Below are 20,330 nucleotides of genomic sequence, written 5' to 3'. Positions count from 1 at the left end.
AGGATGATCTCGGTGACATCCTCCTTCACACCCGGGACGGTGCTGAACTCGTGCAGCACGCCGTCGAGACGGATGCTGGTGACCGCTGCACCCGGGATGGAGGACAGGAGGCTGCGACGAAGCGCGTTGCCGATGGTGTAACCGAAGCCGGGCTCAAGCGGCTCGATGACGAAACGGCTGCGGAACTCCCCGACCTTCTCCTCGGTCAGAGTGGGACGCTGTGCGATGAGCACGATGTGTTCCTTTCGGCTAAGTGCCCGCTATATGACACTTGCGTGGGTGAGGTGTTGAGTTGTCATCGGGATGCCGGATGCTCCGCCGAGCGGAGCGATCCGGCATCCCGCACAGAAGGGGAAGCGTCAGACGCGGCGACGCTTCGGCGGACGGCAGCCGTTGTGCGCCTGGGGCGTGACGTCCTGGATCGAGCCCACCTCGAGGCCCGCGGCGGTCAGCGAACGGATCGCCGTCTCGCGACCCGAACCCGGGCCCTTGACGAAGACGTCGACCTTCTTGACGCCGTGCTCGGCGGCCTGACGGGCAGCCGACTCGGCGGCCATGCCGGCCGCGTACGGGGTCGACTTGCGCGAGCCCTTGAAGCCGACGCCACCCGAGGAGGCCCAGCTGATGACGGCGCCCGAGGGGTCCGTGATCGAGACGATCGTGTTGTTGAACGTCGACTTGATGTGGGCGTGGCCCACGGCGATGTTCTTCTTCTCCTTGCGGCGCGGCTTGCGCGCAGCGGACTTGGCCTGTGCCATGTGCGTGTTCTCCTAAAACCCTGGGGGGCGCGCCTTAGCGCGCCTTCTTCTTGCCGGCGACGGTGCGCTTCGGACCCTTGCGCGTACGCGCGTTGGTCTTGGTGCGCTGACCGCGCACGGGCAGGCCACGGCGGTGACGGATGCCCTCGTAGGAACCGATCTCGACCTTGCGGCGGATGTCGGCGGCAACCTCGCGGCGAAGATCGCCCTCGACCTTGTAGTTGCCCTCGATGTAGTCGCGGAGCGCGATGAGCTGGTCATCGGTGAGGTCCTTGACGCGGATGCTCTCATCGACGTCCGTGGACTTCAGGATTTCGACGGAACGGGTACGGCCGATGCCGTAGATGTACGTGAGTGCGATCACCACGCGCTTATCGCGCGGGATGTCGACGCCGGCAAGACGTGCCATGCGGCTCTCCTAGGAGTGTTGTGGAGGTGTGAAGCACGATCTGTGCGCGGGCCTCCGCCCGCGGTGTCCCCCGCGCGGACGCGGGATCTGATCGTGCCGAAGATGTATTGAGTTGTGTCTGCAGCCCGGTGCGGGCGGACCCTCACCGGAGACGCTCACGGCTCCGTGCGGCGATGCCGCACCGAGCCGGTGGCGTCAACCCTGGCGCTGCTTGTGACGCGGGTTGGACTTGCAGATGACCATGACACGCCCGTGACGACGGATCACCTTGCAGTGATCGCAGATGGGCTTGACGCTGGGGTTGACCTTCATGATGTTCCTGATTTCGCTGTCTTCGTGCCCGCGGAACGGGCCGTTACTTCTCGACCGGTCTAGCGGTAGCGGTAGACGATGCGCCCTCGGGTGAGGTCGTAGGGCGACAGCTCCACGACGACACGGTCCTCGGGGATGATGCGGATGTAGTTCTGTCGCATCTTCCCGGAGATCGTGGCGAGCACCTTGTGCCCGTTGCTCAGCTCGACGCGGAACATCGCGTTCGGCAGAGCCTCGGAGATCACGCCCTCGATCTCGATGACACCGTCTTTCTTAGCCATAGCCTCGTTGTCGCTCATGCAGACCGGTCGATCTGCGGTGGATGGGATTTCGGTGCGAACAGGCCTCTGTCGGCGACACGCCAACGAAGGCGCAAAGCACCAAAGATCAACTATAGGTGATAGAACACGCCGGCGCCACTCGGCGTCTCAGCCGGCGAAGCGCGCGACGAGATCGGCCTGCGGGTCGCCCGTGAGCGTGGAGTTCGAGATGACCTCGCCGTCGATGGCGATCGTCGGCGTCGCGACGCCGCTCTGCCCGGGCTGGATGGGGGTCTTGCCCGTGGCGAACTTCACGAACTGCGTGTAGGTGCCGTTGTTGATGCCGTCGGCCACATCGGTGGCGCCGACACCTTCGGCGATCGAGATCAGCTCGGCGTTCGTCAGACCCTCGGTGTTCTCCGCGGGCTGGCTCGCGAAGAGCGCCTGCAGGTACGGCAGGGCGAGGTCGGGGTGGGCGTCCGCGACCACGTACATCGCGTTGGCCGCGCGCGTGGAGTAGTCCGTCCCGAGCGAGAGCCGGTCGAGGATCGAGATCGGGTGGATGTTGAGCGTGATCGTGCCGTCATCCACCATCTGCTCGATGGAGGGCCCGTACGTCGACTCGAAGTTGCCGCAGACGGGGCACATGAAGTCGACGTAGGTGTCGAGAGTGCCGTCGCCGTCGCCGACGGCGATCGCGCCGGTCTCGGAATCGATCGTCGCCGCCTGAGGCTGCGTGCCCGGACCGGATGCCGCGTTGTTGAACACCACCACGAGCGCGCCCACGGCGACGATCACCACGACCGCGGCCACGCTGATCCAGATCGCGAACCAGTTCGTCTTGCTCTTCACCGCTGCCATCGTGCGTCCTATCCGATCTCGACCGGGCGCACACCGAACGGAGCAAGCCCCGCGGCCCCTCCGTCAGCGGCCGTGAGCACCCAGATGCCACCATCATGTATGGCGACGCTATGTTCCCAATGTGAGCCGGACGTGCCGTCGACGGTGGAGACCGTCCAGTCGTCGTCCTCGATGAACGTCTCCTCGGAGCCGGCCACGACCATGGGCTCGATCGCGAGGACCAGGCCGGGATGCACGCGGGGGCCCGGATCCGGCGTCCGGTAGTTGAAGACGGACGGCGCCTCGTGCATCTTGCGTCCGATGCCGTGGCCGACGTAGTCGCGGAGGATTCCGTAGCCGTGGCCGGATGCGGCGATGTGCGCCTCGATGGCGGCACCGATCTCGCCGATGTGGTTCGCGGTCGCCATGGCGGCGATTCCCGCCCACAGCGACCCCTCGGTCACCTGCGAGAGGGTCTCGCGCTCGGCGACGAGCTCGGGACGGGACGGATCGGGCAGCACGATCGTGATCGCCGAGTCGCCGTTCCATCCACGGAACTGCGCCCCGGAGTCGATCGACACGATGTCGCCCGGCTCGAGCACGCGGTCGCCGGGGATCCCGTGCACGACCTGCTCGTTCACCGACACGCAGGTGGTGTGACGGTAGCCGCGCACCATCTGGAAGTTCGACTCCGCACCCCGACCCGAGATGATGCGCGCCGCGGCGGCATCCAACTCCCCGGTCGTGACGCCGGGGGCGATCATGTCGCGCACGGCGTCGAGCGACGCCGCCGTGATGAGTCCCGGCTCCACCATGCTGCGGAGCTGGGCGGGTGTCTTGTAGATCGAGCGGCGCAGCACGGGTCAGGCTTCGGGCGAGAGGCCGCGCGCGATGAGCGCCACGAGGATCCGCTCGGTGATCTCGTCGAGCGTGCCGACGCCGTCGATCGCGTCGACGATCCCCCGCTCGCGGTAGACGCCGAGGATGGGGGCGGTCTCGCTCTCGTAGATCGAGAGGCGGTGCGCGATGACGTCGGCCGTGTCGTCGGTGCGGCCCTGCTCCTCGGCGCGCTTCGTGAGGCGGGCGATGCTCTCCTCACGGGCGACATCGAGTTCGATGACCGCGTCGAGAGTCTCCCCGCGAGCGTCGAGGAAGGCGTCCAGGTCGGCGACCTGCGCGAGGTTGCGCGGGTAGCCGTCCAGCAGGAAGCCCGCCGCCGCGTCGTCCTGCGCGAGCCGGTCGCGCACGACCTCGCTCGTCAGGGCGTCGGGCACCAGGTTGCCGGCTTCGATGATGGCCTGCACCTGACGGCCCAGCTCCGTGCCCTCCGAGATGTTCGCGCGGAAGACGTCTCCGGTCGAGATCGCGGGGACGAGGAACGCCTGGGCGATCCGCACGCCCTGCGTGCCCTTGCCGGAGCCCTGCGGGCCGACGATCAGAAGACGAGCCGTCATCGCAGAAGCCCCTCGTAGTGACGCTGCTGGAGCTGAGCGTCGATCTGCTTCACCGTCTCGAGTCCGACGCCGACCATGATGAGGATCGACGTGCCGCCGAACGGGAAGTTCTGGTTGGCGCTGACCGTGGCCAGCGCGATCAGCGGTATGAGCGCGACCAGACCCAGATAGATGGAACCGGGAAGCGTGATGCGCGTCAGGACGTAGTCGAGGTACTCCGCCGTCGGGCGTCCCGCACGGATGCCGGGGATGAATCCGCCGTACTTCTTCATGTTGTCGGCGACGTCGACCGGGTTGAACGTGATCGCGACGTAGAAGTAGGTGAATCCGACGATCAGCAGGAAGTAGATCAGCCAGTAGAGCGGGTGGTCGCCGCGCGTCAGGTAGTTCTGGATCCAGACGACCCACGGGGCGAGTTCGCCGTCGGCGTTGGGGGTCTGGTTGAACTGCGAGATCAGCGCCGGGATGTACAGGAGCGACGAGGCGAAGATCACGGGCACGACGCCGGCCATGTTCACCTTGATCGGGATGTAGGTGTTGGTGCCGCCGTACGTGCGGCGTCCGACCATCCGCTTGGCGTACTGGACCGGGATGCGGCGTTGCGATTGTTCGACGAACACCACCAACGCGACGATCACGACACCGACGGCGAGCACCAGGAGGAAGATCTCGAAACCGCGCGAGGCCCAGATGGCGCCCATGGCGGCCGGGAAGGTCGCGGCGATCGAGGTGAAGATCAGCAGCGACATGCCGTTGCCGATGCCCTTCTCGGTCACGAGCTCGGCGAACCACATGATGAGGCCGGTACCGGCGGTCATCGTGATGATCATCAGGAGCTGCGCCCACCACGCGTCGTTGGTGAGGAGCTGCTCACAGGCGGCGACGCCCGTGTTGCCGAAGAGCTGGCCGCTGCGGGCCACGGTGACGAGCGTCGTGGACTGCAGCAGTGCCAGCGCGATCGTCAGGTAGCGCGTGTACTGCGTGAGCCGTGCCTGGCCCGCCTGGCCCTCCTTGTAGAGGGTCTCGAAGTGCGGGATCACCACGCGCAGCAGCTGGACGATGATCGTCGCGGTGATGTAGGGCATGACACCCAGCGCGAAGATCGACAGCTGCAGCAGCGCGCCGCCGGAGAACAGGTTCACCAGCGACAGGACGCCCTGCGTGCTCGACGTGTCGGCGAGACACGACTGCACATTCGGGAAGTCGACGAAGGGCGACGGCACATGGGCACCGAGGCGATAGAGCGCGATGATGCCCAGGGTGAAAGCGATCTTCCGACGCAGGTCAGGCGTGCGGAACACGCGCGCGATAGCGCTGAACACGTGGATTCCTCCAGAAGGGGTTCCGGCGCGCAGGAGGCGCACAGGATCCCAGGTTAGCCCACCGCGGCCTCGGCCGAGTCGCGAGACGGACTCCGGAAATGCGAGAGGGGCCGGAGATCGACTCCGGCCCCTCCACGCGACTTACTTGATGGTGCCGCCTGCGGCGACGATCTTCTGCTCAGCCGAGCCCGAGACCTTGTCGACCTCGACGTTCAGCTTCACCGAGATGTCGCCGGTGCCGAGCACCTTGACCTTCTCGTTCTTGCGCACCGCACCCTTGGCGACCAGGTCACCGACGGTGACGTCGCCACCCGAGGGGTACAGCTCCGCGAGCTTGTCCAGGTTCACGACCTGGTACTCGACGCGGAACGGGTTCTTGAACCCGCGCAGCTTCGGCGTACGCATGTGCAGCGGCATCTGGCCACCCTCGAACCCGACCTTGACCTGGTACCGGGCCTTCTGACCCTTGGTTCCACGGCCTGCGGTCTTACCCTTGGATCCCTCACCGCGACCGACACGGGTCTTCGCGGTGTTGGAGCCGGGGACGGGACGCAGGTGGTGCACCTTCAGCACACCGGGACGCGTTGCCGCGACATCCTTCTTCTCCGCCTTGGGCGCTGCGGCCTTCTTGGCGGCGGGCTTACGGGTCGTCTTGGCAGCCGGCTTCGCAGCCGTCTCCTCGACGTTCTCGTTCTCAGCCATTAGTCGATCTCCTCAACCTTGACGAGGTGAGCCACGGTCTTGACGTAACCGCGCGTCTGCGCGTCGTCGGGACGGACGACCGAGTCGCCGATCCGCTTGAGGCCGAGGCTGCGCAGCGTGTCACGCTGGTTCTGCTTCTCGCTCACCTTGGACTTGACCTGCGTGACCTTCAGACGCTGGGCCATCAGGCACCTACCTTCGATGCGGCCACGGCTTCAGCCTCGGCACGGACCAGACGGGCGGGGGCGACCTGGTCGAAGTCGAGCCCACGACGGGCGGCGACCTGGCGCGGCTCTTCGAGCTGCTTCAGGGCCTCGACGGTCGCGTGCACGATGTTGATCGTGTTCGACGAGCCGAGCGACTTGGACAGGACGTCGTGGATGCCGGCGCACTCGAGCACGGCGCGGACGGGACCACCGGCGATAACACCGGTACCGGCGGCAGCCGGACGCAGCAGGACCACGCCAGCGGCGGCCTCACCCTGCACGGGGTGCGGGATGGTCGAGCCCGAGCGGGGGACGCGGAAGAAGTTGCGCTTGGCTTCCTCGACACCCTTCGAGATCGCCAGGGGCACCTCGCGGGCCTTGCCGTAGCCGACGCCCACCAGACCGTTGCCGTCACCGACGACCACGAGAGCGGTGAAGCTGAAGCGACGACCACCCTTGACGACCTTCGACACGCGGTTGATCGTGACGACGCGCTCGAGGAACTGGCTCTCCGAGCGGTCGCGCGAGTTGCGATCGCGGTTGGGGTTGCGCTCGCGACCGCCGCGGCGGGCCTCACGAGGCTCGCGCGAGGCGTCAGCCTCGGGCGCTGCAGCCGTAGCGGCGGCGTCGGTCACTTCGGTCTCCTTGATTTCACTCACAGGTTCAGCCCTCCTTCGCGGGCGCCCTCGGCGATCGCGGCGACACGACCGGCGTAGCGGTTGCCACCACGGTCGAAGACGACGTCCGCGACACCCGCGGCCTTTGCGCGCTCCGCGAGGAGCTCGCCGACCTTGCGGGCCTTGGCGGTCTTGTCACCGTCGAACCCGCGCAGGTCGGTTTCGAGGGTCGAGGCAGAGGCCACGGTGTGGCCCTTGCTGTCGTCGACGACCTGCACGAAGACGTGGCGGGCCGAACGGGTCACGACGAGGCGCGGACGCTGCGAGGTGCCTTCGATCTTCTTGCGAAGACGCGTGTGGCGACGTGCGCGGGCCTGGGACTTCGAAGTCACAGCCATGGTTACTTACCAGCCTTTCCGGCCTTGCGCCGAACGACCTCGCCGGCGTAGCGCACACCCTTGCCCTTGTACGGCTCGGGCTTGCGGATCTTGCGGATGTTGGCAGCCGCCTCACCGACGGCCTGCTTGTCGATGCCGCTCACGGTGAGCTTGTTGTTGCCCTCCACCGTGAAGGTGATCCCGGCGGGCGGGTCGACGAGGACGGGGTGCGAGAAGCCGAGGGCGAACTCGACCGAGCTGCCCTTCTGAGCGACGCGGTAACCCGTGCCGACGACCTCGAGGCCCTTGGTGTAGCCCTCGGTGACGCCGATGATGTTGTTGCTGATGAGCGTGCGGGTCAGGCCGTGGAGCGACCGCGACTCGCGCTCGTCGTCGGGCCGGGTGACGAGAACCTGGTTCTCCTCGACCGCGACCGTGAGCGGACGCGAAACGGTGAGCGTGAGCTCCCCCTTCGGGCCCTTGACGGCGACATCCTGACCGGAGACCGAAACGGTCACACCGGCGGGGATGTCAATGGGAAGACGTCCGATACGCGACATGGAGTGTCACCACACGTAGGCGAGGACTTCCCCACCCACGCCCTTCGACTCGGCCTGACGGTCCGTGAGCAGACCGGAGGAGGTGGACAGGATCGCGACGCCCAGGCCACCGAGAACGGTGGGGATCTCCGTGGAGCGTGCGTACACGCGGAGACCGGGCTTCGAGACGCGCTTGATGCCGGCGATCGACCGCTCGCGGTTCGGGCCGTACTTCAGCGTCAGGGTGAGGGTCTGGCCGACGCGTGCATCGGTGACCTCCCAGCCGGAGATGTAGCCCTCGCGCTGGAGGATCTCGGCGATGTGGGTCTTGAGCTTGGAGCTCGGCAGCGACACGGAGTCGTGGTGCGCCGAGTTCGCGTTGCGCAGACGGGTCAGCATGTCTGCGACCGGGTCTGTCATCGTCATGATGGTTATCCTTCGTTCACCAGGTTTCGACCGCCGTTACACGACGGCCGACCTGTGGTGGAATCCGGCGGATGCCGGAGGGTGTTACGCCTGGGCTTCTGCCTGGCGGAACGGGAAGCCGAGGTGGCGCAGCAGGGCGCGTCCCTCGTCGTCCGTGGTGGCCGAGGTCACCACGGTGATGTCGAAACCGCGCACGCGGTCGATCTTGTCCTGATCGATCTCGTGGAAGACCGACTGCTCCTGCAGACCGAACGTGTAGTTGCCGTTGCCGTCGAACTGACGCTCGGACAGACCGCGGAAGTCACGGATGCGGGGAAGCGCCAGGTTGACCAGACGGTCCAGGAACTCCCAGGCGCGGTCACCGCGAAGCGTGACGTGCGCCCCGATCGCCTGTCCCTCGCGCAGCTTGAACTGCGCGATGGACTTGCGGGCCTTCGTGACGATCGGCTTCTGGCCGGTGATCTTCACGAGGTCGTCGACGGCGCCATCGATCACCTTGCTGTCGCGAGCTGCCTCGCCGACACCGGTGTTCACGACGACCTTGACGAGGCCGGGGATCTGCATCACGTTCTCGTACCCGAACTCGTCCCGCAGCTTCTGCTGGATCTCGTTCCGGTACTTCTGCTTCAGGCGGGGCTGGATCTTGCCAGCCGCCGCGGCAGTGTCGCTGCTCATCAGAGGTCCTTACCTGACTTCTTCGCGAAACGCACGCGAACGGTGCGCTTCACGCCGTCCTTCACCTGCTCCTCGACCCGCTTGCCGACACGCGTCGGCTTCTTGGTCGAAGGGTCGACGAGGGCGACATTGGAGATGTGGATGGGGGCTTCGATGGTCTCGATGCCGCCCGTCTTGGTGCCGCGCTGGGTCTGGCCGACACGGGAGTGGCGGGTGACGTAGTTGACGCCCTCCACGATGACGCGGTTCTGCTCGGTCAGGATCTCGAGGACCTTGCCCTGCTTGCCGCGGTCGCCGCCACGCTCCTGCGTGGCGCCCGTGATGACCTGAACGAGGTCACCCTTTTTGATTTTCGCCATGATCAGATGACCTCCGGGGCGAGCGAGACGATCTTCATGAACTTCTTGTCGCGAAGCTCACGACCGACCGGTCCGAAGATGCGGGTGCCGCGGGGCTCCCCGTCGCTCTTCAGGATGACGGCGGCGTTCTCGTCGAACTTGATGTACGAGCCGTCGGGACGACGGGTCTCCTTGACGGTACGGACGATGACGGCCTTGACCACATCGCCCTTCTTCACGTTGCCGCCCGGGATCGCATCCTTGACCGTGGCGACGATGACGTCGCCCAGGCCTGCGTAGCGCCGGTTCGAGCCGCCGAGAACACGGATGGTCAGCAGCTGCTTCGCACCGGTGTTGTCCGCGACCTTGACGCGGGATTCGTTCTGAATCACTTGTTACTCCTTGGGTTCCAAGCAGGCCCGAGGGCTTACTTGGCCTTCTCGAGGATCTCGACCAGGCGCCAGCGCTTGGTGGCGCTCAGCGGACGGGTCTCGTTGATGAGGACCAGGTCGCCGATGCCGGCGGTGTTGCCCTCGTCGTGCGCCTTGACCTTGGAGGTGCGGCGGATGACCTTGCCGTAGAGCGGGTGCTTCACGCGGTCTTCGACCTCGACGACGATGGTCTTGTCCATCTTGTCGCTGACGACGTATCCACGACGCGCCTTGCGGTAGCCGCGGGCGTCGACGTCGCGGACGTCGTGCTCGGAGCTCTCGTGGCCTGCGGCCTGCTCTTCCGTGGCAGCGGCGGCCTTCTTGGTGGTGGCCATCACTCAGCCTCTCCTTCGGCGGCGACCGGGGTGTCCTCGGTCTTCTTCGCCTTCGTCTTCTTCGCCTTCTCGGGCGCTGCGGCGACGGGCGTGGCACGAATGCCGAGCTCGCGCTCACGGATCACGGTGTAGAGACGCGCGATGTCGCGCTTCACGGCGCGGATGCGACCGTGGCTCTCCAGCTGACCGGTAGCGGACTGGAAGCGCAGGTTGAACAGCTCTTCCTTGGCCTTGCGCAGCTCCTCGACGAGGCGCTGGTCTTCGAACGTGTCGAGCTCGCTCGGGGCGAGCTGCTTGGTGCCGATCGCCATTACGCGTCGCCCTCCTCGCGCTTGATGATGCGTGCCTTGAGCGGCAGCTTGTGAATGGCACGGGTCAGCGCCTCGCGAGCGAGCTGCTCGTCGACACCGGCGACCTCGAAGAGGACGCGACCCGGCTTGACGTTGGCAACCCACCACTCGGGCGAGCCCTTACCGGAACCCATGCGGGTTTCCGCCGGCTTCTTGGTGAGCGGGCGGTCGGGGTAGATGTTGATCCACACCTTTCCACCGCGCTTGATGTGACGGGTCATCGCGATACGAGCGGACTCGATCTGACGGTTCGTCACGTAGGCCGGGGTGAGCGCCTGGATGCCGTACTCACCGAACGACACCTCGGTGCCACCGGTGGCCTGGCCCGAGCGACCCGGGTGGTGCTGCTTGCGGTACTTGACCTTGCGAGGGATGAGCATTACGCCGACGCTCCTTCTGCCACGGGGGCCTCGTTGCGGGGAGCGCGACGACGGTCGCCGCCACGGTCGTCACGACCGCGGGACGTCTTCGGCGCGTTCGCCTGCTCGCGAGCGAGCTCCTTGTTGGTGAGGTCGCCCTTGTAGATCCAGACCTTCACGCCGATGCGGCCGAAGGTGGTCTTCGCCTCGTAGAAGCCGTAGTCGATGTTCGCGCGCAGCGTGTGCAGCGGCACACGACCCGAGCGGTAGAACTCCGAACGGCTCATCTCGGCGCCGCCGAGGCGGCCGGAGACCTGGATGCGGATGCCCTTGGCACCGGCGCGCTCGGCGCCCTGCAGGCCCTTGCGCATCGCGCGGCGGAACGCCACACGTGCACTGAGCTGCTCGGCGATGCCCTGCGCGACCAGCTGAGCGTCGGCCTCGGGGTTCTTGACCTCGAGGATGTTCAGCTGGATCTGCTTGCCGGTGAGCTTCTCGAGGTCGGCGCGGATGCGCTCGGCCTCGGCGCCGCGGCGACCGATCACGATGCCCGGACGGGCGGTGTGGATGTCGACACGGACGCGGTCACGCGTGCGCTCGATCTCGATGTTGCTCACGCCGGCACGGTCGAGGCTGGTCAGCAGGAGCTTGCGGATCCTGATGTCCTCGGCCACGTAGTCGGCGTAACGCTGGCCCGGCTTCGTCGAGTCGGAGAACCACCGCGACACGTGGTCGGTGGTGATGCCGAGGCGGAAGCCGTACGGGTTGACTTTCTGTCCCATTACTTGCTCGCCTTCTTGCTCGCCGGGGCGGCCTCGGCCACCTCGGGGGTCGCCAGGACGACCGTGATGTGGCTGGTGCGCTTCTTGATCTGGAACGCACGGCCCTGGGCACGGGGCCGGAACCGCTTGAGCGTTGCACCCTCGTCGACGAACGCGTTCTTCACGAACAGGTCCTGCTCGTCGAGGAACTCGTTCGCGGCGTCGGCCTTGACTCGAGCGTTGGCGATCGCGGACGCGACCAGCTTGTAAATGGGCTCGCTCGCACCCTGCGGCGCGAACTTCAGGATCGCGAGGGCTTCCTCGGCCTGCTTGCCCTTGATGAGTGCGACGACACGACGAGCCTTCTGAGGGGTCACGCGGATGTGTCGCACGCGTGCGATGGACTCCACCATTTCTTCTCCTCTGCGCCCCGCGTCAGCGGCGGCGGCCCTTCTTGTCGTCCTTCACGTGGCCGCGGAAGGTGCGGGTGGGCGAGAACTCGCCCAGCTTGTGGCCGACCATGGTCTCGGTCACGAACACGGGGATGTGCTTGCGTCCGTCGTGGACGGCGATCGTGTGACCCAGCATCGCGGGCACGATCATCGACCGGCGGGACCAGGTCTTGATGACGTTCTTGGAACCGGCTTCGTTCTGCGACACGACCTTGCGAAGCAGGTGCTCGTCGACGAAGGGGCCCTTCTTAAGACTGCGTGGCATCTTCCTCTACTCCTACTTGCGCTTCTTGCCGGCGTTGCGACGACGGACGATGTACTTGTCGCTTTCCTTGTTCGCGTGACGCGTGCGGCCTTCCTTCTGGCCCCACGGCGACACGGGGTGACGTCCACCGGACGTCTTGCCCTCACCACCACCGTGCGGGTGGTCGACCGGGTTCATCGCGACACCGCGGACGGTCGGGCGGATGCCCTTCCAGCGGTTACGGCCTGCCTTGCCCCAGTTGATGTTCGACTGCTCGGCGTTGCCGACCTCGCCGATCGTCGCGCGGCAGCGGGCGTCCACGTTGCGGATCTCGCCCGAGGGCAGACGCAGCTGGGCGTAGGGGCCGTCCTTGGCGACCAGACGCACCGAGGCGCCGGCCGAACGGGCCATCTTCGCGCCGCCACCGGGCCGGAGCTCGATCGCGTGGATGACGGTACCGGTGGGGATGTTGCGCAGCGGCAGGTTGTTGCCGGGCTTGATGTCGGCGCCGGCGCCGGACTCGACGATGTCGCCCTGCTGGAGCTTGTTCGGCGCGATGATGTAGCGCTTCTCGCCGTCCAGGTAGTGCAGCAGCGCGATGCGAGCGGTGCGGTTGGGGTCGTACTCGATGTGAGCGACCTTGGCGTCGATCCCGTCCTTGTCGTTGCGACGGAAGTCGATCACGCGGTACTGGCGCTTGTGGCCACCACCGATGTGACGGGTCGTGATGCGACCCTGGTTGTTGCGTCCACCGGTCTTGGAGAGCGGGCGCAGCAGCGACTTCTCGGGCGTCGATCGGGTGATCTCAGCGAAGTCCGCGACCGACGAGCCGCGACGACCCGGGGTCGTCGGCTTGTACTTGCGAATAGCCATAATCTCTGTCCTCTATCCCGACCGTCAGCCGACTGCCGTGAAGATGTCGATGGTGCCCGACTTCAGCGTGACGATGGCGCGCTTGGTGTCCTTGCGCTTGCCCAGGCCGAAGCGGGTGCGACGGGCCTTGCCGACGCGGTTGATCGTGTTGACCGAGGCGACCTTGACGCCGAAGATCTTCTCGATGGCGAGCTTGATCTCGGTCTTGTTCGCGCGGGTGTCCACGTAGAACGTGTACTTGCCCTCGTCGATCAGGCCGTAGCTCTTCTCCGAAACGACCGGCTTCAGGATGATCTCGCGCGGGTCCTTGTTCACGGCGGTCATGCCGAGACCTCCTCGGTGGTCGCCTTCGCTGCGACGAACGCGTCGTAGGCGGCCTTGGTGAAGACGATGTCGTCCGAGACGAGCACGTCGTAGGCGTTGAGCTGGTCGAACGTGAGCACGTGGACGTACGCGAGGTTGCGGACGCTGCGCATGCTCAGTTCGTCGTCTCGCTCGATGACGACGAGGACGTTCTTCGTCGCCGAGAACGCGGTCAGCACGGCTGCCGCGGCCTTGGTCGACGGTGCGCCCTCGATGCCGAAGGAGTCGACGATGTGCAGGCGGTCCCCGCGAGCACGGTCGCTCAGCGCGCCCAGCAGGGCGGCGGCGACCATCTTCTTGGGGGTGCGCTGCGAGTAGTTGCGCGGCTTGGGGCCGTGCACGATGCCACCACCGGTCATGTGCGGCGCGCGGATCGAGCCCTGACGGGCGTTACCCGTGCCCTTCTGCTTGAAGGGCTTGCGGCCGGCACCCGAGACCTCGCCACGACGCTTGGTCGAGTGCGTGCCCTGGCGTGCCGCGGCGAGCTGCGCGACGACGACCTGGTGGATGAGCGGAATGTTCGTCTTGACGTCGAACAGCTCGGCGGGGAGCTGGACCGTGCCGGTCTTCTTCCCACCGGCGGCGCGGACGTCGAGCGCGAGAGACGAGTCAGCCATGTGCTCAGGCCCCCTTCACTGCGGTGCGGACGTAGACGATGCGGCCACGTGCGCCGGGGACGGCGCCCTTGACGAGCATGAGTCCCTTCTCGGCGTCGATGGCGTGCACCGTGAGGTTGAGGACGGTCACGCGCTCGCCACCCATACGGCCGGCCATGCGCATGCCCTTGAAGACGCGGCTCGGGGTCGACGATGCGCCGATCGAGCCGGGCTTGCGGTGGTTGCGGTGTGCACCGTGCGAAGCGGAGACACCCTTGAAGTTGTGGCGCTTCATGACACCCGCGGTGCCCTTGCCCTTGCTGGTGCCGACGACGTCGACCAGCTGGCCGGACTCGAAGAGGCCGTCCACCGTGAGCTCCTGACCGAGTGAGAAGTCAGCAGCGTTGGCGGTGCGGATCTCCGTGACGTGACGACGGGGCGTCACGCCTGCGGCCTCGAAGTGACCCTCGAGGGGCTTCGTGACCTTGCGGGGGTCGATCTGGCCGGCGGCGATCTGAACGGCGTTGTAGCCGTCCTTCTCGGGGGTGCGGACCTGGGTGACCACGTTGGGGGTGATCTGGATGACCGTGACGGGCACGAGCTTGCCCTGGTCGTTCCAGACCTGAGTCATGCCGAGCTTGGTGCCCAGCAGGCCCTGCGAAACCTTGGAGTTGATGTCAGTCATGTCGGACCTCAGAGCTTGATCTCGATGTTGACATCGGCCGGGAGGTCGAGACGCATCAGCGAGTCGACGGCCTTGGGCGTCGGGTCGATGATGTCGATGAGGCGCTTGTGGGTGCGCATCTCGAAGTGCTCGCGGCTGTCCTTGTACTTGTGCGGCGACCGGATGACGACGACAACGTTCTTCTCGGTCGGCAGCGGCACGGGGCCGACGACGGTGGCGCCGGCGCGGGTCACGGTGTCGACGATCTTGCGCGCGGAGCTGTCGAGCCCCGCGTGATCGTACGACTTCAGGCGAATGCGGATCTTCTGTCCCGCCATAGTCTGCTCACTCTCTTTCTCGCGTCATACCTCTGGGGGCATCGGACGCACGGTGGCGCTTTCGCGCCGGGCACTTCACCCGCTTTCGCGGAGATACGGCACCACTGTTCTCATGTCAGACCGGACCCGTCGGATCCGGCCCCGCACTCCGCACGCGTGAGCGACCCGTTTCCGGGTGGGAGTGTGGGATGTGTTGTTCTGCTGCCCGCGGCCTAGGTTCCGGTGCGAATCGCGCCGACCTATGCACTGCCCTGGCAGTGATCCGGGCACGGAGTGCCTGGAGTGTGGAACCTGAACAGTCTACGTGTCACCCGGGCGTGTCGCAAACTCGGGCGTGTCGCCTCCGCGTGTCGCGCCCTCATCCCCCGGACACGGCAGAACCCCCGGGCCTTCAGGCCCGGGGGTTCTCAGACGTGCTGTGTTCAGACGCCCTGGCGCTGACGACGAACCGCGAACACGGTGACGGCGAGGCCACCGAGCAGCAGGACACCGCCGCCGATCCAGACGCCCATGAGGGACGCGCTGTCGACACCGGTTGCGGGCAGGTTACCGCCGGGGCCGGCGGCCGCGGAGACCGCGAACGACGTGGTCTCGGTGACGGTGGCGCCGTTCTTCAGGCCGGTGACGGCGACGGTGTAGGTGCCGGAGGCGTTGGCCGGGAGCTTGACGGCGACCGAGGCGTTGCCCGAGGCGTTGGTCGTCGCGGTGAACGCGGGCGACGTGCTGACGACGGTCTTGACGGCCGCGAGCGTGATGGCCGAGCCGTTCTCGCCGGAGACGGTGAAGCTGACGGTCGTGCCGGCGTCGAACGCGGCAGCCGACAGCGTGACCGCTCCACCGGGGGTGAGCGAACCACCGGCGGCCACGTCGGGCGCTCCGGGGGTATAGGCGTTGGCGGCGGCGGGTGCCGCGACCATGGCGGCGACGGCCAGAACGACCGCCGCGATCTTGGTGCGAAGGCTCTTCATAGTGATGAACTCCGTGGGGGTCTGAGGCGTCGCCTCGCGGACAAATGAGGATGTCAGGGAGTTGAGTTCGACGTACGCCGTATCTTCCCCCACCTGCACGTTACGGCTCACTCAGGGAATGCACAAGTTGAGCGGGGGCGTCGAGTCCATTCTTTACGCCCCCGTAACCTGCCACGGTCCGGGAGAATCATCCTCCCGAAGCGCTCCATGACGGCACGACACGCCGCAACCGGCCCCATCGCGCGACCCGTCGACGATGCACGAAACCCCCCGAGCCGAAGCTCGAGGGGTTTCGCTGAATCGCGGAAGCGACTTACTTCTTGATGCTGGTCACCGTGCCGGCGCCGACGGTGCGGCCACCCTCACGGATCGCGAAGCCGAGGCCCTCTTCCATGGCGATCGGCTGGATCAGCTCGACCGACATCTCCGTGGTGTCGCCGGGCATGACCATCTCGGTGCCCTCGGGCAGCGTGATGACGCCGGTGACGTCGGTGGTGCGGAAGTAGAACTGCGGGCGGTAGTTCGTGAAGAACGGGTTGTGACGGCCACCCTCTTCCTTCGAGAGGATGTAGGCGGTGCCCTCGAAGTCCGTGTGCGGGGTGACCGAACCGGGCTTCACGACGACCTGGCCACGCTCGACGTCGTCACGCTTGGTGCCGCGCAGGAGCAGACCACAGTTCTCGCCGGCCCATGCCTCGTCGAGCTGCTTGTGGAACATCTCGATACCGGTGACGATCGTCTTCTGCGTCGGGCGGATGCCGACGATCTCGACCTCGGAGTTGATCGCGAGGGTGCCGCGCTCGGCGCGACCCGTCACGACCGTGCCACGGCCGGTGATCGTGAAGACGTCCTCGACGGGCATGAGGAACGGCTTGTCCTTGTCGCGCACCGGGTCGGGGATCGACTCGTCGACGGCGTTCATGAGCTCGACGATCGCGTCGACCCACTTCTCGTCGCCCTCGAGAGCCTTGAGGCCCGAGACGCGGACGACGGGGGCGTTGTCGCCGTCGAAGTCCTGGCTCGAGAGCAGCTCGCGAACCTCGAGCTCGACGAGCTCCAGGATCTCCTCGTCGTCGACCATGTCCGACTTGTTCAGCGCGACGAGCAGGTACGGCACGCCGACCTGCTTGGCGAGCAGAACGTGCTCACGGGTCTGAGCCATCGGGCCGTCGGTGGCGGCGACCACGAGGATCGCGCCGTCCATCTGGGCAGCACCGGTGATCATGTTCTTGATGTAGTCGGCGTGACCGGGCGCATCGACGTGCGCGTAGTGACGCTTCGGGGTCTCGTACTCGACGTGCGAGATGTTGATCGTGATGCCGCGCTGGCGCTCCTCGGGAGCGGAGTCGATCGACGCGAAGTCGCGCTGCACGTTGGTGGCCGACGGGTACTTGTCGGCGAGCACCTTCGAGATGGCAGCGGTGAGCGTGGTCTTGCCGTGGTCGACGTGACCGATCGTTCCGATGTTGACGTGCGGCTTGGTCCGCTCGAACTTGGCCTTGGCCACTGGGTCCTCCTCAGGACATTCGTGTAGAGAACGCAGGCGCTGGATTGCGACCGGATCGCTACGGGGATGGTTCTCACTTTACTGGAGAGAGTCGTATGAAGTTGTGAACCCGTCCAGAAAGCAGTACGCCTCTGTCGGGAGCGGGGATCCGGGATGCGGCCGGAGCCGCATCCCGGAGACGGGTTATTCGCCCTTGTTCTTCTGGATGATCTCGTCGGCCACGGCGCGCGGGACGTCGGCGTAGCTGTCGAACTCCATCGAGTAGACCGCACGACCCGAGGTCTTCGAGCGCAGGTCGCCGATGTAGCCGAACATCTCGGACAGCGGCACGTTGGCACGCACGACCTTGACGCCGGCAGCGTCCTCCATCGACTGGATCTGTCCGCGGCGGCTGTTCAGGTCGCCGATGACATCACCCATGTACTCCTCGGGCGTACGGACCTCGACGGCCATGATCGGCTCGAGGATGACCGGGTTCGCCTTGCGGACGGCCTCCTTGAAGCCCATCGAGCCCGCGATCTTGAACGCCATCTCCGAGGAGTCGACGTCGTGCGAGGCACCGTCGAGCAGGATCGCCTTCACGCCCACCATGGGGTAGCCGGCGAGCACGCCGACGTTCATGGCGTCCTGGAAGCCCTGGTCGGTCGGCGAGATGTACTCGCGCGGGATACGACCACCGGTGACCTTGTTCTCGAACTCGTAGGTCTTGTCGGCCGTGACCTCGAGGGGCTCGAGCGCGAACTGGATCTTCGCGAACTGGCCGGAACCACCGGTCTGCTTCTTGTGGGTGTAGTCGTGACGCTCGACGGTCTTGCGGATCGTCTCGCGGTAGGCCACCTGGGGCTTGCCGACGTTGGCCTCGACCTTGAACTCGCGCTTCATGCGGTCCACGAGGATGTCGAGGTGCAGCTCGCCCATGCCCTTGATGACGGTCTGACCGGTCTCCGAGTTCTGCTCGACGCGGAACGTCGGGTCCTCCTCGGCGAGCTTCTGGATGGCGACACCCAGCTTCTCCTGGTCGGCCTTGGTCTTGGGCTCGATCGCGACCTCGATGACGGGCTCGGGGAACGTCATCGACTCGAGGACGACCTGGTGCGCCGAGTCGGACAGGGTGTCACCGGTGGTGGTGTCCTTCAGGCCGATGACCGCGTAGATGTGCCCGGCGGTGACCGAGTCGACCGGCATCTCCTTGTTGGCGTGCATCTGGAAGATCTTCCCGATGCGCTCCTTCTTGCCCTTGGTCGCGTTGACGACCTGGGCACCGGAGTCGAGGTGACCCGAGTACACGCGGATGTAGGTGAGGCGACCGAAGAACGGGTGCGTCACGATCTTGAACGCGAGGGCCGCGAACGGCTCGTCGCGGTCGGCGTGGCGCTCGATGACGATCTCTTCGTCCTTCGGGTCGCGCGCCTCGATGGCGGGGACGTCGAGGGGCGACGGGAGGTAGTCGACGACCGCGTCGAGCATGGGCTGCACGCCGCGGTTCTTGAACGCGGAGCCGCAGAGCACCGGGTACAGCTCGCCGGCGACGGTGAGCTTGCGGATGGCGCCCTTGACCTCGGCGACCGTGAGCTCCTCACCGCCGAAGTACTTCTCGAGCAGCACGTCGTCGGACTCGGCGACGGTCTCGAGCAGCTTGTGGCGGTACTCCTCGGCACGCTCCTGGAGATCCGCGGGGATCTCCTGGATCTCGTACTTGGCGCCCATGGTGACATCACCCTTGGAGTCACCGGGCCAGACCAGCGCGCGCATCTCGACGAGGTCGACGACGCCGACGAAGTCGTTCTCGGCGCCGATCGGCAGCTGCAGCACGAGCGGCTTGGCCTTCAGGCGGTTGATGATGGTGTCGACGGTGAAGTAGAAGTCCGCGCCGAGCTTGTCCATCTTGTTGACGAAGCAGATGCGGGGGACGTCGTACTTGTCGGCCTGACGCCACACGGTCTCGGACTGGGGCTCGACGCCCTCCTTGCCGTCGAAGACGGCGACGGCACCGTCGAGGACGCGGAGCGAACGCTCCACCTCGACCGTGAAGTCCACGTGACCGGGCGTGTCGATGATGTTGATCTGGTTCTTGTCCCAGAAGCAGGTGACGGCGGCGGAGGTGATCGTGATGCCACGCTCCTGCTCCTGCTCCATCCAGTCGGTGGTCGCCGCGCCGTCGTGCGTCTCACCGATCTTGTGGTTGACGCCCGTGTAGAAGAGGATGCGCTCGGTCGTCGTCGTCTTGCCGGCATCGATGTGCGCCATGATGCCGATGTTGCGGACCTTGTTGAGGTCGGTGAGCACTTCTTGTGCCACGGGCTGTTCCTTACGTGTGGTTCGGGAGTTCGTGGGTGCGCCGGCCCCGCGGGCGGTGGCCCGGGGGCCGGCGCGCCGCTGTCACCAGCGGTAGTGGGCGAACGCGCGGTTCGACTCGGCCATCTTGTGGGTGTCCTCGCGGCGCTTGACCGCGGCTCCCAGGCCGTTCGACGCGTCGAGGATCTCGTTCTGCAGACGCTCGGTCATCGTCTTCTCACGACGGCCCTTCGCGTAGCTCACGAGCCAACGCAGCGCGAGGGTGTTCGCGCGGTGCGGCTTGACCTCGACCGGCACCTGGTAGGTCGAGCCACCGACGCGGCGGCTCTTGACCTCGAGGGTGGGGCGGACGTTGTCGAGCGCCTTCTTCAGCGTCGCGACGGCGTCCTGGCCGTTCTTGGACTCGACACCGCGCAGGGCGGTGTACACGATCGACTCGGCGATCGACTTCTTGCCGTCGACCAGGATCTTGTTGACCAGCTGGCTGACGATCGGCGCGCCGTAAACGGGATCGTTGACGACGGGGCGCTTCGGGGCGGGACCCTTACGAGGCATATTC

The 20,330-nt window shown here is 66.3% G+C and carries 32 protein-coding genes and 1 pseudogene; all 33 read right to left on the bottom strand.

All coding sequences use genetic code 11. The features are described 5' to 3' along the window. Positions 1-233, bottom strand: a pseudogene (locus tag AB0N73_RS11340) (DNA-directed RNA polymerase subunit alpha); the annotation flags it as partial. 126 nt (positions 234-359) lie between these two features. Next, complete coding sequence (gene rpsK / locus AB0N73_RS11335; protein WP_039395885.1) at positions 360-758, bottom strand: 30S ribosomal protein S11; 399 nt, start codon at positions 756-758, stop codon at positions 360-362. Positions 759-792: 34 nt separating this feature from the next. After that, entirely contained in the window at positions 793-1,167 is a 375-nt protein-coding gene (gene rpsM / locus AB0N73_RS11330) for a 30S ribosomal protein S13 (RefSeq protein ID WP_363563458.1), read from the bottom strand. A 195-nt stretch (positions 1,168-1,362) separates the two neighbouring features. Continuing rightward, a complete protein-coding gene (rpmJ, locus tag AB0N73_RS11325) occupies positions 1,363-1,479 on the bottom strand; it encodes a 50S ribosomal protein L36 (RefSeq protein WP_005050492.1) in 117 nt (38 codons plus the stop codon). Positions 1,480-1,538: 59 nt separating this feature from the next. Further along, positions 1,539-1,760 (bottom strand): translation initiation factor IF-1, encoded by a 222-nt coding sequence (gene infA / locus AB0N73_RS11320; protein ID WP_017201569.1) that lies wholly within the window; start codon positions 1,758-1,760, stop codon positions 1,539-1,541. Between the two features lie 147 nt (positions 1,761-1,907). After that, a complete protein-coding gene (locus tag AB0N73_RS11315) occupies positions 1,908-2,600 on the bottom strand; it encodes a thioredoxin domain-containing protein (RefSeq protein WP_363563456.1) in 693 nt (230 codons plus the stop codon). Between the two features lie 8 nt (positions 2,601-2,608). Beyond that, positions 2,609-3,439, bottom strand: a complete 831-nt coding sequence (gene map / locus AB0N73_RS11310) for a type I methionyl aminopeptidase (protein ID WP_363563454.1) — start codon at positions 3,437-3,439, stop codon at positions 2,609-2,611. Between the two features lie 3 nt (positions 3,440-3,442). Further along, positions 3,443-4,033, bottom strand: coding sequence for an adenylate kinase (locus tag AB0N73_RS11305; RefSeq protein WP_363563452.1), 591 nt, complete (start codon positions 4,031-4,033; stop codon positions 3,443-3,445). Beyond that, positions 4,030-5,355: a preprotein translocase subunit SecY gene (secY, locus tag AB0N73_RS11300; protein ID WP_363563450.1), complete on the bottom strand. Its 1,326-nt coding sequence runs from the start codon at positions 5,353-5,355 to the stop codon at positions 4,030-4,032. Before secY ends, AB0N73_RS11305 begins: the two co-directional genes overlap by 4 nt. Positions 5,356-5,496: 141 nt before the next feature. After that, positions 5,497-6,057, bottom strand: coding sequence for a 50S ribosomal protein L15 (gene rplO / locus AB0N73_RS11295; RefSeq protein WP_363563448.1), 561 nt, complete (start codon positions 6,055-6,057; stop codon positions 5,497-5,499). Further along, positions 6,057-6,242, bottom strand: a complete 186-nt coding sequence (gene rpmD, locus AB0N73_RS11290; RefSeq protein ID WP_363563446.1) for a 50S ribosomal protein L30 — start codon at positions 6,240-6,242, stop codon at positions 6,057-6,059. Before rpmD ends, rplO begins: the two co-directional genes overlap by 1 nt. Beyond that, positions 6,242-6,898, bottom strand: coding sequence for a 30S ribosomal protein S5 (gene rpsE / locus AB0N73_RS11285; RefSeq protein ID WP_363563444.1), 657 nt, complete (start codon positions 6,896-6,898; stop codon positions 6,242-6,244). Before rpsE ends, rpmD begins: the two co-directional genes overlap by 1 nt. Before the next feature lie 20 nt (positions 6,899-6,918). Then, positions 6,919-7,278: a 50S ribosomal protein L18 gene (gene rplR, locus AB0N73_RS11280; protein WP_363563442.1), complete on the bottom strand. Its 360-nt coding sequence runs from the start codon at positions 7,276-7,278 to the stop codon at positions 6,919-6,921. Positions 7,279-7,280: 2 nt separating this feature from the next. After that, complete coding sequence (gene rplF, locus AB0N73_RS11275; RefSeq protein WP_363563440.1) at positions 7,281-7,817, bottom strand: 50S ribosomal protein L6; 537 nt, start codon at positions 7,815-7,817, stop codon at positions 7,281-7,283. A gap of 6 nt (positions 7,818-7,823) precedes the next feature. Then, positions 7,824-8,222: a 30S ribosomal protein S8 gene (rpsH, locus tag AB0N73_RS11270; RefSeq protein ID WP_363563438.1), complete on the bottom strand. Its 399-nt coding sequence runs from the start codon at positions 8,220-8,222 to the stop codon at positions 7,824-7,826. An 84-nt stretch (positions 8,223-8,306) separates the two neighbouring features. After that, complete coding sequence (rplE, locus tag AB0N73_RS11265; RefSeq protein ID WP_363563436.1) at positions 8,307-8,897, bottom strand: 50S ribosomal protein L5; 591 nt, start codon at positions 8,895-8,897, stop codon at positions 8,307-8,309. Beyond that, positions 8,897-9,256 (bottom strand): 50S ribosomal protein L24, encoded by a 360-nt coding sequence (gene rplX / locus AB0N73_RS11260; RefSeq protein WP_363563434.1) that lies wholly within the window; start codon positions 9,254-9,256, stop codon positions 8,897-8,899. The genes rplE and rplX overlap by 1 nt, the downstream gene beginning before the upstream one ends. Before the next feature lie 2 nt (positions 9,257-9,258). Beyond that, a complete protein-coding gene (gene rplN, locus AB0N73_RS11255) occupies positions 9,259-9,627 on the bottom strand; it encodes a 50S ribosomal protein L14 (protein ID WP_363563432.1) in 369 nt (122 codons plus the stop codon). Between the two features lie 35 nt (positions 9,628-9,662). Continuing rightward, entirely contained in the window at positions 9,663-10,001 is a 339-nt protein-coding gene (rpsQ, locus tag AB0N73_RS11250) for a 30S ribosomal protein S17 (RefSeq protein ID WP_363563430.1), read from the bottom strand. Then, positions 10,001-10,312: a 50S ribosomal protein L29 gene (gene rpmC / locus AB0N73_RS11245; RefSeq protein WP_363563428.1), complete on the bottom strand. Its 312-nt coding sequence runs from the start codon at positions 10,310-10,312 to the stop codon at positions 10,001-10,003. The genes rpsQ and rpmC overlap by 1 nt, the downstream gene beginning before the upstream one ends. Then, positions 10,312-10,731, bottom strand: coding sequence for a 50S ribosomal protein L16 (rplP, locus tag AB0N73_RS11240; protein ID WP_363563426.1), 420 nt, complete (start codon positions 10,729-10,731; stop codon positions 10,312-10,314). Before rplP ends, rpmC begins: the two co-directional genes overlap by 1 nt. After that, positions 10,731-11,492 (bottom strand): 30S ribosomal protein S3, encoded by a 762-nt coding sequence (gene rpsC, locus AB0N73_RS11235; RefSeq protein ID WP_363563424.1) that lies wholly within the window; start codon positions 11,490-11,492, stop codon positions 10,731-10,733. Before rpsC ends, rplP begins: the two co-directional genes overlap by 1 nt. Then, positions 11,492-11,884, bottom strand: coding sequence for a 50S ribosomal protein L22 (rplV, locus tag AB0N73_RS11230; RefSeq protein WP_363563422.1), 393 nt, complete (start codon positions 11,882-11,884; stop codon positions 11,492-11,494). Before rplV ends, rpsC begins: the two co-directional genes overlap by 1 nt. A gap of 22 nt (positions 11,885-11,906) precedes the next feature. Continuing rightward, on the bottom strand, positions 11,907-12,188 hold the full coding sequence (rpsS, locus tag AB0N73_RS11225; RefSeq protein ID WP_223722436.1) for a 30S ribosomal protein S19: 282 nt from the start codon (positions 12,186-12,188) through the stop codon (positions 11,907-11,909). Between the two features lie 12 nt (positions 12,189-12,200). Further along, complete coding sequence (gene rplB / locus AB0N73_RS11220) at positions 12,201-13,040, bottom strand: 50S ribosomal protein L2 (protein WP_363563419.1); 840 nt, start codon at positions 13,038-13,040, stop codon at positions 12,201-12,203. Positions 13,041-13,064: 24 nt separating this feature from the next. Continuing rightward, positions 13,065-13,364: a 50S ribosomal protein L23 gene (gene rplW / locus AB0N73_RS11215; protein WP_363563417.1), complete on the bottom strand. Its 300-nt coding sequence runs from the start codon at positions 13,362-13,364 to the stop codon at positions 13,065-13,067. Then, entirely contained in the window at positions 13,361-14,020 is a 660-nt protein-coding gene (gene rplD, locus AB0N73_RS11210; RefSeq protein ID WP_363563415.1) for a 50S ribosomal protein L4, read from the bottom strand. The genes rplW and rplD overlap by 4 nt, the downstream gene beginning before the upstream one ends. Positions 14,021-14,024: 4 nt before the next feature. Then, positions 14,025-14,684 (bottom strand): 50S ribosomal protein L3, encoded by a 660-nt coding sequence (rplC, locus tag AB0N73_RS11205; protein WP_363563413.1) that lies wholly within the window; start codon positions 14,682-14,684, stop codon positions 14,025-14,027. A gap of 8 nt (positions 14,685-14,692) precedes the next feature. Next, positions 14,693-15,001, bottom strand: a complete 309-nt coding sequence (gene rpsJ, locus AB0N73_RS11200; protein WP_045246810.1) for a 30S ribosomal protein S10 — start codon at positions 14,999-15,001, stop codon at positions 14,693-14,695. A gap of 422 nt (positions 15,002-15,423) precedes the next feature. Then, positions 15,424-15,969: an LPXTG cell wall anchor domain-containing protein gene (locus AB0N73_RS11195; RefSeq protein WP_363563411.1), complete on the bottom strand. Its 546-nt coding sequence runs from the start codon at positions 15,967-15,969 to the stop codon at positions 15,424-15,426. Positions 15,970-16,282: 313 nt separating this feature from the next. Beyond that, positions 16,283-17,476: an elongation factor Tu gene (tuf, locus tag AB0N73_RS11190; RefSeq protein ID WP_363563409.1), complete on the bottom strand. Its 1,194-nt coding sequence runs from the start codon at positions 17,474-17,476 to the stop codon at positions 16,283-16,285. 183 nt (positions 17,477-17,659) lie between these two features. Beyond that, entirely contained in the window at positions 17,660-19,774 is a 2,115-nt protein-coding gene (fusA, locus tag AB0N73_RS11185) for an elongation factor G (RefSeq protein ID WP_363563407.1), read from the bottom strand. 81 nt (positions 19,775-19,855) lie between these two features. Beyond that, positions 19,856-20,326 carry a 30S ribosomal protein S7 gene (gene rpsG / locus AB0N73_RS11180; protein WP_363563405.1) on the bottom strand — a complete coding sequence of 157 codons (471 nt, stop codon included), beginning with the start codon at positions 20,324-20,326 and terminating at the stop codon, positions 19,856-19,858. Between the last annotated feature and the right edge of the window lie 4 nt (positions 20,327-20,330).

It is taken from the genome of Microbacterium sp. NPDC089189 (genome assembly GCF_040685095.1).
Taxonomy (GTDB): Bacteria; Actinomycetota; Actinomycetes; order Actinomycetales; family Microbacteriaceae; genus Microbacterium.
The sequence above is the reverse complement of the archived record's forward strand: the minus strand, read 5'-3'. Positions and strand labels throughout refer to the sequence as shown.